Source organism: Candidatus Stygibacter australis (assembly GCA_030765845.1).
GTDB lineage: Bacteria > Cloacimonadota > Cloacimonadia > Cloacimonadales > TCS61 > Stygibacter > Stygibacter australis.
Genome location: JAVCDJ010000009.1, coordinates 1 through 18,397, shown reverse-complemented (window position 1 = coordinate 18,397; position 18,397 = coordinate 1). Strand labels below are relative to the sequence as shown.

Below are 18,397 nucleotides of genomic sequence, written 5' to 3'. Positions count from 1 at the left end.
AAGAATGAAGAAGTTAATATTTCTGTTATGTTTCACTATTTTAATCTTGAAAGTAAATGCTTACTGGGAAGTAATAGACCAATCAATAAATACTGATTTGATCGAATATGAGCAAATAAGTGAATCAGAATTTAATTTAACTTTTCATCTGGATGGATATGAGGTGAAGCACCTTTCTACTGCGGGTGAGGAGAGATCGTTATTCAGTCATCCCCAGGCAAGAGGATTTGATGAACATGACAGGCTGGAATTGCCGGTATTCAACTGGGTGATAGCTGTGCCTGCCACTGGCGAGATCCAGCTGGAGGTTTTATCATCTGAGGAAAGCGTGCTTGATGATGTACTTATTTCGCAGAATCAATCTTATTTAGGTCAAAATCAAATGGTAGAACTGGGCGAGCCGGCAATTATGCGGGGAGTGCGTATGGTGCCAGTAACATTTTCTCCTATGAGCTATAATGATAAATTGCGAAGGATGTTCATAAACACAGAAATAGAGATTAAAATCTCAACTTCTGGAGCTGGAGGGAAGAATTGTATTTCAGGCAGCAGAAACCTTTCACGAAGTTTTGAACCTTTGTATCAGGCAGAAGTGCTGAATTATGAGCAAATGAGAGAAAGAGAAGATTATCAGCAGCCTTCATTGATCATTATATGTCCTGATGATGAGGATGTATTGCAAGTACTAGACTATCTGGTGGACTGGAAACGGCAAAAGGGATTTGAGGTAACCGTGGCGACTACCTCAGAGACAGGACAAACATCTGATGCTATCAAAGCCTATATTCAGGAAGCTTATGACACCTGGGAAAATCCACCGGAATATATCTGCCTGGCAGGAGATGCTGATGGAAACTTTGCAATTCCTACCTGCTATGAAACTTTTTCATATTATAATGGTTTTGGTGACCATCAATATGGTCAGTTAGAAGGAGATGACATTCTCCTGGATGCTCATATTGGAAGGCTTTCATATAATAGCATAGCACAATTGCAGGTGCTGGTCAGTAAAATATTATATTATGAGAAATCACCCATGATGCAGGATAATGAATGGTTTGAGAAGAGTCTGCTTGTCGGAGATCCGACACACTCAGGTCAATCTACTATTAACACAGTGCTCACTGTAAAGGAAATGATGCTTGATTTTCCTGATAACTGGTCGGACGATGATGATTTTTATGAAGTATATCAATCACCATTTCCCTCTCAGATGGTGCAGGCGATAAATGACGGGTGTCTTTATATGTTCTATCGTGGTTATCTGGGCACCAGCAATTGGATTCCCGGTACAGAGACTAATACTTTTATGCTGCCATTTGCTTCCGTTATAACCTGTGCAACAGGGAATTTTGTGGGAGCTGATGCCAAGTCAGAGATATTCACCAGAATGGGATCAATAACAAATCCCAAAGGTGCAATCGGGATGGTGGGTCAGGCAACAACTGGTAATCATACCTGTTTTAATAATGCAGTCACCCTGGGTATAGCATCAAGTATATTTCAGAATGAAATGTATTCCATGGGAAGCGCGCTTACAGCAGGTAAATTCTGTTTATGGAGTTTATATCCTCAAAATCCGAGTAATTATGTAGATATAGTAAGTAACTGGTGTACCTTGATGGGTGATCCATCATTGGAACTTTGGACTCAAACGCCTAGGGATTTAACGGTAGAATACGCAGAAGAAATTGCTGTCGGTGAAAACTGGTGGCAGGTAAGTGTCCTTGATTATGAAGGTGGTCTTGCAGAGGGTGCCTGGGTAACTCTAAGCGCCAGTGATCCGGAAGATTTTGCCGTAATACGCTATAGTGATACAAATGGTGAAGCCTTAATTCCGGTTGCTGATCTGGAAGAAGGAGACTATCTGCTTACGGTCACCAAACACGATTATCTTCCCTATATAGATACTGTTTCAGTTGTTCAAGTTGATCAGTATGTGGATATTGCAGAAATAGAATATCAGGAGATTTCAGGTAATGGTGACGGACTGCTAAATCCTGGAGAAACTTTTGACCTTGATGTAAGTTTGATGAATTATGGTAATCTGCCTGTTTCGGGTGTAAGTACCAGTTTAACCACGATGAATGAATATATCACAATCACTAATTCAGAACTGGATTTTGGCGATATCGCAGCAGGTGGATCAGCTAATCCTGCCGGAAATTTTACGTTTACTATCAGCCCGGCAGCCCTTGAAGGCATCGAGCCTGTATTGCACATCACCATAACTGATGCCGGTGATAATGAATGGGAAAGCTGGACAATTCCCGTTATCACCGGGGCAAGTATCTGGCTGGAAAGTTACGTTATTGGAGAAGATAATGTGCTGCCTCCAGGCGAAACAGAAGATGTTTTTTGCTCAATTACTAATATTGGCTCGATCACTGCCACTGATATTACTGCCCGGATTTTCAGTCTTGATCAATACTTCACACTGGAAGATAATCTAATTTACTTAGGAGATATTGCATCTGGAGAGACTATAAACAATCATTCAGATTATTTCACAATTACCACTCCCGATTATATTATTCAAGGGACGCAGGCAACATTTTATCTTGAATTCAGTAATCCTGATGGATTTGTAAATACTATTACCACTATTATCCCGGTGGGAATTGCTGAGATTACTGATCCCCTGGGACCTGATGCGTTTGGCTACTGGTGTTTTGATGATGATGATACTGGCTATGATTTCTGCCCGGAATTTGACTGGATAGAAATAGACCCTGATTTTGGAGGCTCTGGACAAGACCTGCTTTTTTATACCTGGGGTGATGAAGGCTTAATAGAGACAATTGACCTGCCGGAGGATTTTACCTTTAGATTTTATGAAGAAAGTTATGAGCAGCTCACTATATGCTCCTGCGGCTGGGTAGCCCCCGGCATTGAACATTCTCCTTCCTTTATGAACTGGTATATACCCAGTCCTCAAGGTCCCAGCCCAATGATAGCAGTATTCTGGGATGATCTTAAAATGATCAACAATTTGGGAGGAGTCTATTGGCAGTATTTCCCAGAAGAGCATTACCTCGTGGTCGAGTGGTCTCGGGTAGAAAATTCCGATACACACTCACCTGAAACATTTGAAATAATACTCTATGATACAGCTTATTATCCTACTATTCTGGATGTATCCCAGATAAAAATGCAGTATCTGGAAATTAATAATGATAATTCCGGCTCCTATCGCCAAGACCACGGACAGTATTGCACAGTGGGGCTGGAAAACAGTGATTCTACTATTGGTCTGCAATACACCTTTAATAATAGTTATGCTGTCACAAATAAGCCTTTGGAAGATGAAATGGCATTACTCTTTACTCCTTATTTCTATGATGAGCTGGCTTATTTGAGAATTGATGGAGAAATCGTACTTGCCGGAGATGATGTTTTTATTGAGGCAGGAGAAACAGTGCAATTAAATCTTGAACTGCAGAATACTGGCGGGATTGCTGCTGAGAATATAGAGCTGATCATTTCAACTGATGATCCCTTTATTGAAATTCTGGAAGACACATCTTTTCTGGAAACACTTTTACCAGGAGAAATCTCTCTGCTGGAAAATGATTTTACATTTTATGTATCTCCAGAAACGCCTGATTTTCATAATTTTCCGATCAATATCAATATCATCAGTGATCAATATTCCACCAATAGAGTAATTCCATTTACCGCATATCTTCCCAATACCCTCAGCGTGGATCAGAATGAAATATCTCTCGATATGGAGGTAGATCAAACTGGCAGCAGGATGTTTGAAGTAACTAATATCGGTGTTCAGACAGTGAATTTCTATATTAATGCTGAGCAGACTTATCCTCCAGTACGCGATATAACAGGTTCTACAGCATTTTGTGAAGAGAGTTTTTTTGTCCCCGGAGAAACTGCTGACTGGACTATTGGTATATTTAATAATTCTGCGGATGAATGGATAGAAGAATTATGCCTGGAACTTCCTTTGGGTGTTACTTTAAATACTGCCACAGATGCTGTTGGTGGAAGTGGTGGAGATTTGGTCTGGGATGGCAGCACAGGTTCAGGAAATATTGTCTGGCATGGAACCACTCAGCAGGGCTGGGGTGTCATTCATTCCGGTGAATATGCGTATCTGGATATCAATGTAAGTGTGAGTGAAACAATTGCAGGGAACCTGCATATCCCCTGGACTCTTACGGGTGATGGATATGGCGCTGACCCGCATACAACTACGGGTGAATTTCTCCTTCATTCTCCTCTGCAGTGGATCAATCTTAATACATCATCAGGTACTCTGGAGCTTGATGAATCGACAGAGATAACAATAAATTTTGATACTGCTGAGCTTGATACCGGTTTACACTCCGCACTTCTTGAAATCACCACTGACAGTTGGGACACAAAATATATTACTGTTAATCTTACCGTGTACTCAAATAATAATAATGAAGATATTATACCAGAACATAACAAACTACTGGGGAATTATCCTAATCCCTTCAATCCTTCTACTACAATTTCTTTTGCCGTATGCCAGGAAAATTCTCCTGTAAATATCTCTATTTATAATATCAAAGGACAGTTCGTGCAAACTCTGGTTGATAAGCCCTTTACTGCCGGAAATCATCAGATTGTCTGGTCAGCAGAAGGTTTACCCAGCGGGATATATTTCTGTAAGGCAAAAATTAGTGGAGTTGAATTTACCCGGAAAATGTTATTGGCTAAATAAAAAAAAATAGTTAAAGCAGATGCGGAAGCAGAATAATCAGTCATTTTCAGAGAAGCCTTTTCTCTTAAAAATGTCTTGCCAATAAGCAATTGATTTTATTGTTATGTATTTACTGAATTATTGAGAATAATGGACTTTATGAAAATGATTGAATAATAGAAAGGAGACTGATTTTGTTAGAAGAAGGATCAATAATATTAAATCTGATTGAGGGTGAATCCGTAAAACTGACTAAAATCCAAAGATTAGGAATTATGTACTCATTAAAATTTATTGGAACCCAATCCAATCTTGAAAGTAATAAAATCATTAGCAAAGAAGAATTAGATTCTTTGGAAATAATTGGTAAAGAAGGAGAATACAGCTTCAAAGGTGATCCCCAGAAGTTTAAATTATATGCAGAAGCGGAGCGCATAAATTCAGCTTATCAGTTTGATCCTCTTTTTGCTGTAAATTGCAGTATTATAGATCCATTGCCTCATCAGGTTGAAGCTGTATATAAATACCTGTTACCATTGCCTAAAATAAGATTTCTTCTGGCAGATGATACTGGAGCCGGCAAAACAATAATGACAGGATTATTGATCAAGGAATTGATGTTAAGGAAAATGCTGGAAAGGATTTTGATAATTACACCTGGTGGACTCACGAAGCAGTGGCAGGAAGATGAGATGGCTTTAAAATTTAATATCAATTTCAAACTTGTCAATAGAGCTGCCTATCAAGCAGATCCAAGTATATTTGTAACTTCTAACAGGCTGATCACTTCCATTGATTTCATTAGAAATGATGATATAATGAACACGATCAAAGAAACAAGCTGGGATATGATAGTTGTGGATGAAGCACACAAGTTAAGTGCCTTTAATTATGGCAATAAAAGATACCGCAGTAAACGTTATCAGGTGATGGAGGAACTCTCCAGCCAATGTGATCATCTTCTTTTATTAACCGCAACACCTCATAGAGGAAGAAAAGACACATTCAAAAATTTGCTGCAATTATTAGATGAAGATATCTTTGCATCAGATGATTTAGTAACTGCCAGAGTAAAAAAGATCAGCAAAGATGGAGTAAACCGTTTTTTTATCAGAAGATTAAAGGAAGAAATGAAAGATTGGGAAGGTAACCCACTTTTTAAGCCAAGGCACACTAAGACTACAATGTATGAATTGACACCAGATGAAAAGAACCTTTATGATAAAGTAACTGAGTATCTATCCAGAAAGCGGCGTGAAGCAAGCGCAGAATCAAATATTCATGTAAGCCTGGCATTAATGGTAATGCAAAGACGGCTAACGAGTTCAATTTATGCAGTAATGAAAACCCTTAAGCATCGTTATACTGCCTTAAATGGATTATTAGAAGAACTTGCCAAAAACCCTGGATTATGGTCTCAAAAACAGAAGATTGATATTACAATGGAGACTTTAGATGATTTTAATGAGCTTGATGATGATGAGCGAGAGTCATTGGAGGCAATTTTCGCTGATCCACGAAAATTTAAAATGTTCACTACCGCCAAAAACATTGATGAAATAAAAGAAGAAGCATCTCAGGTTAAATACCTATTCGAACTTGCAGAAGAATTGTATAATAGCAAAAGGGAAGAACAGAAATTAAAGAAACTACGCGAACTATTCAGATCAGAAGGTATTCTGGATAGAAACGAGAAAATCGTAATCTTCACTGAGCACAAAGATACTCTGGAATATTTGCAGGACAGGCTGTTAAACAGTGGCTACACGGTAGTATGTATTCATGGCGGCATGACCGTGGATGAAAGAAGAGAAGCACAAAACAGTTTTGCCCGGGATTCTCAGATACTCTTAGCAACCGATGCAGCAGGCGAAGGTATTAATTTGCAGTTTTGTCGTTTAATGATTAACTGGGATATACCCTGGAATCCCAATCGTCTTGAGCAAAGAATGGGGCGTATTCACCGCTATGGACAAAAGCAGGATGTTCTGGTTTTCAATTTAGTAGCCCAAAATACCAGAGAAGGCAGTGTATTAAAGAAGTTGTTATTTAAACTTGATATGATCAGGGAACAGCTTGGAGATGACCGTGTTTATGATGTGATATCAGATATTTTTGAGAATGTAAGCATGGAGGACATCTTCAATACTACTTTCAATGGAGAAAACACCGAATATAGTGAAGCTATTGAAGAAGAATTTACAGAAGCTAATATCAAGGAAAAAATAGAAGAAAAGAAAAAAGAACTTGGATTTTCCGAAGTTGATTACAGTGATGCCCGTCATTTAAAGGAAGATTCAGATGAGAATAGACTTCAACCTATATATATCAAGCTCTTTTTTGAAAAAGCTTTTGCTGCTTTGGGAGGTAAATACTCAGAAGTTAGGGAGTCTATTTATCGTATTGAAGAGATGCCATTGGAAATAAGAGAAGAATTGAAAATTTCCTATAACATCCATGTTGATCTTAAGCAGGTTCTATTCTGTTTCGATAAGAATGTTTTTCTGGAGTATCAGAGCTTGAAGGATATTGGAACAGCGCATTACATTAACCCTGGAAATCCCGTTTTTGATACTTTGATCAAAGTGATAAGAAATAAATTCAGGGATGAAATGATCAAAGGTACAATATTAATTTCTCCAGATGATAAAAAGAACTATTTTGCTTATTATGTAAAAAGTCAGATTTCTGATAAACGCAGACAGGGAAGTGAGGAATCGGTTGCGGATGAAAGATTATTTATTGTCTATGGGAATTCAAAAGATAATCTTGAAATTACATCTCCAGCAAAATTTCTTGATTTGCAGGAACCAAGCGTATATGCCAAGTCAATCGCTGCCCCTCAATCAGAATCTACAGAAAAGATAGAAGAATGGTGCTTTAATAATTATACTTTGAAGCAGTATGATAAGGTAAAAACAATTGTTGGAAATGACGCAATTCAAAGAAAGGAATACCTGCGGGAGGCTTTTGAAAATATTATTATTGATCTTACCGGAGAATTAAATGACTTAAACAGCAAAATCCTGTTTGGAGACCCCAACGTTGAAGAAAAGATCAGAAGAAAACAGCAAAGGATCATTGAATTAGGGGAAAAGCGGCAGAAACGTCTAAACCAGATTGAATTAATGCAGCAATTGAACATGAAGAAACCAGAAGTACTCGGTTGCGCATACATTGTACCACTCACGCAACTGGAATATAAAAATCATTATGGCATGAGCCGTGATGATGAAGTAGAAGAAATTGCCATGCAAATTGCTATGCAATTTGAAATTGAAAATGGATGGAAACCTGAGGATGTTTCCAGTGAAAATGCTGGCTATGATATCCGCAGCCTAAATGAATATGAAATTAAACGCTACATTGAGGTGAAAGGAAGAAGTTTTAGCGGAGCGGTTATGCTTTCCGAAAACGAATGGAACCGGCTCAGTCAATTAGGAAACAGTGCCTGGTTATATATAGTGATAAATTGTAAGAGTAAACCAGAGCTATACAGAATTCAAAATCCTGGTCAGAAATTGATTTTTGATTTGCGTTCAAAAGGCGTGCAGTATTATCTGGCAGAAAGAGAATGGCAGGCAGGAGCTTTGCCCCAGGGGTCATAAATGAACGATGTGAAAAGGTTGATCGAGAAGGGAATTGAAGGCAGAAGACTGGAATTCAAGAGAGAATTACCTGCAAATGAGAAAATTGCCAAAACGGTGATCGCCTTCAGTAATGGTGCTGGTGGCAACCTCATTATTGGGATAGAAGATAAAACCAGAAATATCAGAGGTATTGCAGAAGATGAAGTAATAAAGACAGAAGAAAAAATTGCTAATATCATCTATGACAGTTGCTATCCTTCCATTATTCCAGAAATCACCATTTACACCATAGATGATAAATATATCATAAATGTAAAAGTATATCCAGGCTCGCACCTGCCCTATTACCTCAAAGCTAAAGGTAGAGATAAGGGAACTTGTATCAGGATTGGCTCAACAAACCGGCTGGCAGATAGAGAAACTATTACCAGGCTGGATAGGAAGAGAATGAATATCTCGTTTGATGCCGAGATTATTTATGATGGTGATATTGAATTAAACCTCTCAGAATTTAAGCAGATTTATGAAGAGAAAACCGGGAAAAATATTGACAGAAAACAATTATTGAACCTGGAACTGATTAAAACTGAGCGAGATACTCAATATCCTACAAATGCCGGTATACTACTGCAAAACAAAGAAGAGAGATCAAAATATTTCAAATATGCTCAAATCAACTGCGCCAGATTCAAAGGCACAAATATGGACTTCATGCTTGATCAATACACTGCTGATGAACCTATCTTTAGACAGCCGGAAGCCGTGATGAATTTCATTATGAGAAATATTGCCAAATCTTCCAAAGTCGGGCTGGTTTATCGTGAAAATAGATGGGAATACCCGCTTACTGCCATCAGGGAAGCTGTTATAAATGCGGTTATCCATAGAGATTATTCCATTACCGGCAGCGATATCAAGGTTGCTATTTTCGATAATAGACTGGAAATCACCAGTCCGGGCAGTTTACCTGCTGCTTTTGATATCATGGATATTTATAATAATTCTTCTGAGATCAGGAATAAAATATTAGCTCCTATCTTTAAAGAATTAACCCTCATTGAGCAGTGGGGGAATGGTATGAAGAAAATACGCAGAGAAATGACAGAATATCCAGATATGAAACTGATAATAAGAGAGATTAGTGATAATGTACAGATGCAGTTTATCATAAATGAACAAGGAGAAAGCACCAGTGCACAATCAGGGATACAGTCAGGGATACAGTCAGGGATACAGTCAGGGATACAGTCAGAAAAAGAGTTATTATCAGCGAAATTAAAAATATTAAACAAAAGAAAAAAAGATATTATTATTTTACTGGCGGATAAAGGGTTAAGCTCAAGTGAAATTACTATTATGCTTAAGTTAAAAAACCGCTCCAGTATATATAATCATCATTTAAAACCTTTAATGAAATTGGGAATTATAGAATGGGTAAACAAAGAAAATAAGCAAAGCAGATTACAAAAGTATCAACTCACAGAATTAGGCTGGGATTTAGTAAAGGAAATAGAAAAAGAAAATGAATAAAGTAAAGAAATTAATAGAAGTTGCTTTACCTATCAAGGAAATATCAGCAGAAAGCGTGCGCGATAAATCAATAAGACACGGGCATATATCAACCCTGCACCTGTGGTGGGCTCGCCGTCCATTGCCTGTATGCAGAGCAATTGTATTTGCTTCTTTAGTGCCAGACCCCTTCGATGAAAATTGTCCTGTTCAGTTCCAGCAGTCAGTTAGAAAATTACTGTATCCTGAACCAGGGCATACTGCAATAGATCATTATAAACCTTATGAAGATATTCCCTACACTAATATAAAAGATAAAATGGAAGATAATCTGCGCAACCGGCTCTTGATGTTCATTGGTAAATTCTCAGATATCTATAGCGAAAACGAAAAGAAAGGTAAGAAAACGCCAGCAAAATCATTGCTCAGCGAACACAGCCTGATCAAATGGGAAAATAGAAATAATGCTAAAATCCTGGCTATTGCCAGAAAACTGATCTGGGTCGCTCATGACCCTTCCCAAAATACCTTGGAAGATTTTAATAAGCACCTGAAAGCAATCAAGAAGGCTGAAAAGGACTTATATAATAGCATAGACAGGCATAAAAAAACCAAAGAAATCAAAGCAAAAGAAAATACTTTGCAGGAAGCAATAGAAGACTTTTTAAGTCGTATGCCTAAGGTTTTCGATCCTTTTGCCGGTGGTGGCGCTATTCCCCTGGAAGCTGCCAGACTCGGATGCCGAACTTATGGCAATGATATAAACCCTGTGGCTCATATCATCCAGCGTGCCAGCACGGAGTTTCCGCAAAAGTATGGTAAACAGATTTATTATAGTGAAAAAGAATTTGAAAGACTATATGATGATTTAGTATTTGAAAGTATCCAGCATACAGAAATAGAATCTTATCAAGATGGCTTCGCTGTGGGTAATAGACTCGCTTTTGATGTGGAATATTTCTCCAGAAAAATGCTCCTCTTTGCTGAGGTTGAAATTGGTTTCCTCTATCCCACTGATAATGAAGGGAATGATGTTGTGGCTTATTATTGGGCACACTTTGCCCAATGCTCAAATCCTGCTTGTCAGGCAAAAGTGCCTATGCTCAGGCAGTTTTATCTTTGTAATAAACCAAATAAAAAAGTCTATCTTAAACCAGTAATTAAAGATAAAGAAATAAGTTTCGAAATCAAAGAAGGAGTTACCGAAGAAAAAGGATGGGCAAGCAGGGGAAATCTAATCTGCCCGGTTTGCGGAAGTACCACTGATGTGAAAACAATCAAAAAGCAAAAAATCAGTGGCATTATGAAAGAAAAGATCATTGCTGTTATTTATGATTCCGAGCATGGCAAAACTTATGATATTCCCTCTAATAAAGATTTTCAATTTGAAGATTTTATTGATAGAAATTTAATTAAAACTATCAGACCAATTGAAAAAATGCAGAGAAATTCTGCTGGAGGAGATACTTTTAGCTGGGGTATAGATAAATGGGGACAACTATTTTCCGATCGTCAATTGCTGGTTATGCAGACTTTGATAGAAAGTTTAGAAAGTGTTAAAGCAGAGATTTTCCAGAAATACGAAAAAAACTATGCTAATGCTCTAATTACTTATCTGTCTATATTAATTAATAAACTTTCTATGATAAATACAACATTTGGTAGGTGGAATGTTACTGGTGAGAAAATAGAGCATCCTTTCTCAAGACAGGCAATCCCCATGATTTTTGATTATCCAGAATCAAATCCATTTTGTGATGTTACAGGAAGTGCAAATAACCATTTAAATTGGATATTAAGATATATTGATACAGAAAGTCATTGTCCATTTTCTGCAACATGTAATAATACCGCCAGTGGAGACAGCAAACAGTTTAAAGAAAAGGAATTAAGTAGTGTTATTACAGACCCACCCTATTATGATGCTATAGCTTATGCTGACCTATCTGACTTTTTCTACCTTTGGTTTAAGCGCACAATAAGAGATATTTATCCTGTAAATTTTGCTACTCCACAAACACCCAAAACTGATGAATGTACAGCCTTAAAACACCATCATAATAACGATGCAAATGAAGCAAAGCTACATTTTGAAAATAAATTACTGGATATATTTAAGGCGATAGAGAGACAAACTTCAGGAATTGTATCAATCATGTTTGCTCATCAAAGCACAGAAGCCTGGACAACTCTTTGCAATTCCATCTTAAATGCAGAAATGAATATTACTGGCAGTTGGGCAATAAGCACAGAAATGGAATCAAGAATGATAGCTTTAGGTAATGCAGCATTAAAATCATCAGTAACCGTCTCATGTCAGCCCATTGTTAAAGCAGACTTTGGAGATTTTTCTGAGGTGCGAAAGGCGATAGAGCAGAACATCAAAAAAGAAGTGAAATATCTCTATAGTATGGGATTTCGGGGAGCAGACCTTTTAACATCCTGTTTTGGACAGGCAGCGAGTGAGATTGGCAAATACCTGCGAGTAGAAAAGGCAGATGGCAGTGAAGTAACAGTAGCAGAATTGTTGCAGTTTGCCCGGGAATCAGCTTTTGAAGCTATTATCAGCGATATAGAAACTGATGATGTGACCAGGTTTTATATCGGCTGGCTTAATTTATTTGGATTTAGTGAAACGGATCACGATAATGTGCGGAGGATCACTCAGATAGGCTTAGCCCTTGATCTAAGTGAACTGGAAAGGTGCAATATTTTAAAAAGCCACAAAGACAGGCATGAACTGGCAAACTATGAATACCGGATAGAAAAAGACAGCAAACTGGCAATGAACCAGAGAAATTTTGAGATAGACAAAGTACACCGGGCAATGTATATTTACGCCAAAGGCAGCCACAAAGAATTGATCTCATATCTGGCAAAGGTAGCTCAAGATAGTAGTTCACCTTTCTGGCGGGTTTTAAATTCTCTGAGTGAAGTATTACCTAAAGATATTATTGATCATCAGGCAGCAGCAGGGCTTATATCTGGAGAAGAGAATCTGCTGCGTGAAGTAAAACAGAATAAAGAAGAGCAGGTTGAACAAACCGATATGATGGATTTATTTGAATAGGAGGAATTGAAAGTGGAAAACAATAAGCATCAGGATAATTTATATAAGGCATTAGGGATATTTATTGAGTCCATGCGAGGTTATATAGTAAGGCTTTTAAAGCAGCAAAAGGGCAAGAAGTGGTTTGAGTGGTATTATGATTCGCTTTATCCGGCGCAAAGAGACTCCTGGATAGATGAGATGCAAAAGGGGCGTGAAGCCAAAAGTATGATTGATTACAGCAATTTAAAGGGTTTCTCATTATGCTTCAAAGATATTCTCAGAAATGATTTCGATAGAAAAGTAAATAATCTGCCTACCTGGTTTGATGAGCTGGCAGAAGTTCGCAATAAATGCCAACACTATCAGCCTGTGGATGAATTTGAAACCGAGCGAGCTTATGGTAACATGATCCAGATATTCAAGATACTGAATTTTAACGAAGAAGTGGAAGCTATTACCATCCTCAAAGAAAATAAAGAAGTTATCTCTTCTCAAGAGCAGAATTCTGGTATCCTTGTACCCTGGTTCAAAAACGTTATCCCGCATATAGATATCCAGAAAAACCAGCTTGATGAATCAGTGTTTGCAGCTAACCTTTCTGAAGTAGCGGAAGGCAGTGGTAGAGAAATATATCTAAATCCGGTAGTATTTTTTTCCAAGACTTATTTCACGGAAGGATTAAAAACAGTAGCCAAACGAATGATCAGCGGCTTAAATGGTGGTGAAGAGGCGGAAAATAGAGTGATTTCTCTGCAAACTGGTTTTGGTGGTGGTAAAACTCATACTCTTATTTCTTTGTATCATCTGGCAAAAGCTGGCAAAGATAAAATCAATTCTGGTATTATTGAGGAATTGTATCATAGAATTGGTTATCCAAAGTTTGAGCAGGCAAATGTGGCTGTTTTCACTAATACCACAAATGATCCCGTGCAGGGCAGGCAGATAGAAGGTTTGCATCTGCATACGCTTTGGGGTGAACTTGCCTGGCAGCTTGGTGGCAAAGAAGCTTATGAAATAATCAAAGAAAATGACCAGCAGAAAACTGCGCCCAAGGGTTTATTTATCAAGGTGCTGCAAAAATGTAAACCAGCTTTGATCTTAATTGATGAATTAGCTGATTATTGCATATCAGCCTCTGGCGTAAGCGTGGGCGCTTCTACGCTTAGCGACCAGACAATAAGTTTTATCCAGGAACTATCCGAAGCAATATCACGCACAGATAAATGTATGATGATAGCAACCCTGCCAGCCAGTGTGGTGGAAGTAGGTAATTCTCAGCAGGCAGCAGATATTCTCACCAGCCTTTCCAGTCGTCTGGGTCGTGTGGGTGCTGATACCAAACCGGTTGCTGATGAAGAAATATTTGATGTCATCAGGCGCAGATTATTTGAAAATCTGGGTGATGAAAATGTTCGTCAGCAGGTTGTTAGCGAATATATGCAATATTACCAGGAGCTGATGGATGAACTGCCAGGCGATGTTTTTGGGCAGCAATATAAAGAATTAATGCTGCGATCCTATCCATTTCATCCTGAACTTATCAATGTTTTCCGCAAAAGATGGGCAGCTAATCATGACTTTCAAAGAACCCGCGGTGTGTTAAGATTGCTGGCTACCATAGTTTCAGACCTATGGAAAAGACAAAATTCTCTGCTAAATGGTAATTTATTGATCCATACTTCTGACGTAAGGTTTCAAAATCTTGATGCCCTCTGCGGACAGTTAAAAAGGCTTTACGGCAATGGTTATGATGCTGTATTGCAGGCTGATATTAGTGGTATAAATTCTAATGCTGCAAAGATTGATCGTGATAGACCGGAGTATGGCAATGTGGAACTCACTCAGGGAATTACTTCCACTTTAATGCTTTCCAGTTTTGGTGGTGAGGGCTATAATAAAGGTCTTAATATCAAAGAAATAAAGCTCGATATCCTTAAGCCCGGTGGCATTAATCATAACAGCATTAATGGTGCTATCGATTCTCTGGAAGAAAGAGCCCATTATCTACATTATGCTGCTGCGGGTTCCGGCATCAAAAAATACTGGTTCTTTACTGAGCCTAATCTTAATATTATCATAAATCAGGCGAGAGCAGATGTTAAAAGTGATTCTGTCACTGTGGAGATTATCAAAAGACTAAATAAATATGCAGATAGAATTGAACTTTTTAGAGTGCTGGTTGCTCCTGCAGAAGATGTACCTGAACAGAAAAATCTTACTGTAATTATCACTCACCCAGATTACCTTGCCAATCCCCCAAAGCTAAATCGAGAGTTAAAAAATTACATTAGCAAAGTTGCATGCAAAAAAGGCAATTCTGAGAGAATATACAAAAACACTATTATCTTTCTGGTTTGTACTGAGTCCGGTAAGAGTCACGTAGATTCCGAGATCAGAGATTATCTTGCCTGCCTTAAGGTCAATAATGAATATAGAAGCCAGTTGGATAACACTAAACAAAGCGACCTTAGACGAAAAATAGATGATACATCTGCCCAGGCTGATAAGGCTATTGCAAGTGCCTATTCTTTAGTAATAAAACAGCAGAACACAGAGCAAAAGCTGCTTAGGATCAGGCATTTTAAAGATAACCTTGCTGTACAGTTTAATCAAAATATTATTAGCGAGTTGCGCGAACAGGAATGGCTGATTGATGGACTGGGACATAATCTATTACGGATTCATAACCTGCTGCCATTATCAGGTCAACCTGTTAAGGTCAAAGATATCTATGAAGCATTCTTAAGGTTTGATGATAAACCTATGATCAGCAGAAAAGAAGCAGTAGAAACCAGTTTAAAGAAGTATTGCCTGAATGGTGCTTTATGTATCGCTGCCGGAGATGGACAGGTGTTCACGAACTGCTTCTACAAAGAAGATGTACCATATTTTGATGTGGAAGATGATTCTTACTGGATATTAGATAAATCAGCTTATAAATCACCTGAAGAATCCCAGGAAGATGATAAAAAAGACGAAAATGGAAATACAACAGATAATCCCAAAGGGAAAAAAGATGAGCCGAATGATCAGAATTCTGATGAAATCAGGCAATTTAAATCTATTCAAGTAAACGGCAAAGTAAGCGTGGAAAACTACAATCAGATATTTACCAGCTTCATAATTCCTTTAGTTAAAAATAAAGTAGAAATTGAAATCAGCATTAAAGGCAAAAATACTGAAGCTAATCCATTAACAGAAAACAGCAAAACTTATAAAATAATCAAAGAATCAGCAAATCAACTTGGCTTGAATCTTGAAGAAGAAGAGTGATTTGAATGACTGGACAACAAAGTAAAGCGTGAGAACAAAGTTGATAGTGATCATAAAGCGGACTTTACGGCAATTTGGATATCCACCTGATATGCAGAAGCTGGCTACTGAGACAGTGCTTAAGCAGGCAGAGTTGATTGCAGCGGAATTGACTGGGGAGTAAACGAGGGCGCGAAGGAGTGATTAAATGTAATAAAATGTAATCCAGAGCTGGAATTGATGCTCAAGATACCCCAGAAATACTATCAACATTTCATCTAAATAAATACATTTTCAATCACATAACTGAAAATAATTCCGGATTTTACTCTTAAAGTGATTAATTACTATATTACTCCCTGACAAGCAATAAGTTATAATGCTTTACTGTCTTAAGTAATACTCCCTGTACCCTCCCTGTGGGTCCCCTGTGGGTTACAAGTGTATTAATATCACTTACATTAATATATTTTAACAGATGTACTGTGGTTGTATTTGCGAAATATAATTAATCAGGGCTGGGGAGTAAACGAAGGTGTGAAGATGAGAGGGGGGAATAATTGAAAATTGAAAATGTAAAATGTAAAATGTAAAATTAAATGTGTAATGTAATCAGAGCTGGAATAAACGAAGATGAGAGGGTGAGAAGTAAACTTGGCTGGTATTTCAATAAAATTGTTCGCGTTTGTTCGCGGCTAAATAAAATTGAGGTTATGATAATGGAATGTTTTCTTACCGCAGATAACACGGAGAATAATATTTAGTCATAATGAAGGCTGGTGGATTCCAGTTAAGAAAATAAAAAGGTTCTTGACATAACTTTTCAGAGTTGAAATATACAATTTAGTTTTTGGGGAAAATATAATTATAAGAAAAAATGGGATCGGGTTTCTTGGGTTTAATTGCTTTCAGGTATTTATGTAATGGTAAATATCTTTAATAAGTAATAAAATAGAGTATTTTTGTTAAGATATATTATTAACAAAGGAGAATTTTTATGAAGAAACATATTATTTTACTGTTATTAGTGTTATTTTCTGTCCCGTTGTTAGCAGAAGTAATTCAGGTTGGAAATGGGACAACGGCAGATTACTATATACCAATAAATTTCTGGTGGAAGAACGGTCTATCTGAATCCATTTACTTTGCAGATGAAATTGCAGCAGGTGGGATTAATGGTGGTGCAATTACCGGTGAAATTACTGAAATGACTTATTCTTACTATTTTAGGCAAAACCTGTCTGATTTACCCTTTAATATCTGGATGGGTGAGACAACATTAGACGCTTTACCGGAAACGTGGATATCTGCTGGATTATTGACACAGGTATTTAGCGGGAATCTGAGTTTTACAACAGGTGAAGGCGAATTACAAATCATATTTGATGAGCCATATATTTATAATGGTGACAACCTTGTTGTCATGGTTGAGCGTGTGATGGATACTGAATATTATGAAAACGATAATGACTTTTACTATGAAGATACGCCGGAACATGAAGGACGCTCACTTTCTAAAGCAAGTGATACTATCGATTATGATCCTTATTTTCCTCCGGCATCACCATCAATGCGTTCCTGGGTACCAAATACGCAGTTTGTAATTGATGTTGATGGGGTTGGTTCGCTTAATGGCTATGTTTATGATTCAACAACAAATGAAGGTATTGAGGGTGTAAATGTGGAAATGACCCCGCAGGGACGATTTACAGCTCTAACGGATGCTAACGGTTATTATGAGTTTTCGGGATTATTTGCCGGTGACTATGAAGTTTACGTAAATATTTTTGGATATTATGATGAAACTGTAATGGTGACACTTTTAGAAGATGAGACCATACAGCAGGATTTTAATCTTGATCCTTTTGAGAATGCTGACATCACCGGAAGAGTGGTAGGCAGCGATAATCCAACCGTTGGAATTGCTAATGCAGAACTCAGCCTTGACGGAATTGAGAATTATGATACAGTTTCCGATAATGACGGTTATTTCACATTTAGTGGTGCTTATAGTAATGCTGTTTATCAGTTAATAATAGTAACTGAGGGATATGAAACTTATGTGGGTGAGGTAAATCTTGGTACTGCTAACCTTGATCTGGGAGACGTAATCGTTAATGAGATTACTTTCCCTGTTGATGATGTGATTGCAGAAGCTAATGCAGAAGATAGTGAAGTGAACCTAATTTGGGATGCACCAATATTTTCAACAAATGAATTTTTCGACTTTGAGGATGGAAATGGAGAATTCACAGCCGATATGGGTTGGGAATGGGGAATTGATTCTGGCACAGGCAATGCCAC

At 37.8% G+C, this 18,397-nt stretch carries 7 protein-coding genes; all 7 read left to right on the top strand.

The features are described from left to right. Nucleotides 1–4: 4 nt before the first annotated feature. Nucleotides 5–4,711 carry a C25 family cysteine peptidase gene (locus tag RAO94_00310; GenBank protein ID MDP8320769.1) on the top strand — a complete coding sequence of 1,569 codons (4,707 nt, stop codon included), beginning with the start codon at nucleotides 5–7 and terminating at the stop codon, nucleotides 4,709–4,711. A gap of 173 nt (nucleotides 4,712–4,884) precedes the next feature. Continuing rightward, entirely contained in the window at nucleotides 4,885–8,298 is a 3,414-nt protein-coding gene (locus tag RAO94_00305) for a helicase-related protein (protein ID MDP8320768.1), read from the top strand. After that, nucleotides 8,299–9,810 (top strand): putative DNA binding domain-containing protein, encoded by a 1,512-nt coding sequence (locus tag RAO94_00300; GenBank protein MDP8320767.1) that lies wholly within the window; start codon nucleotides 8,299–8,301, stop codon nucleotides 9,808–9,810. Then, nucleotides 9,803–12,859: a DUF1156 domain-containing protein gene (locus RAO94_00295; protein MDP8320766.1), complete on the top strand. Its 3,057-nt coding sequence runs from the start codon at nucleotides 9,803–9,805 to the stop codon at nucleotides 12,857–12,859. The genes RAO94_00300 and RAO94_00295 overlap by 8 nt, the downstream gene beginning before the upstream one ends. Before the next feature lie 12 nt (nucleotides 12,860–12,871). After that, complete coding sequence (locus RAO94_00290) at nucleotides 12,872–16,114, top strand: DUF499 domain-containing protein (protein MDP8320765.1); 3,243 nt, start codon at nucleotides 12,872–12,874, stop codon at nucleotides 16,112–16,114. A gap of 28 nt (nucleotides 16,115–16,142) precedes the next feature. Beyond that, nucleotides 16,143–16,277 (top strand): DUF3387 domain-containing protein, encoded by a 135-nt coding sequence (locus RAO94_00285; protein MDP8320764.1) that lies wholly within the window; start codon nucleotides 16,143–16,145, stop codon nucleotides 16,275–16,277. Nucleotides 16,278–17,090: 813 nt separating this feature from the next. Further along, the coding region (locus RAO94_00280; protein ID MDP8320763.1) for a carboxypeptidase-like regulatory domain-containing protein at nucleotides 17,091–18,397 on the top strand (1,307 nt) is incomplete at its 3' end.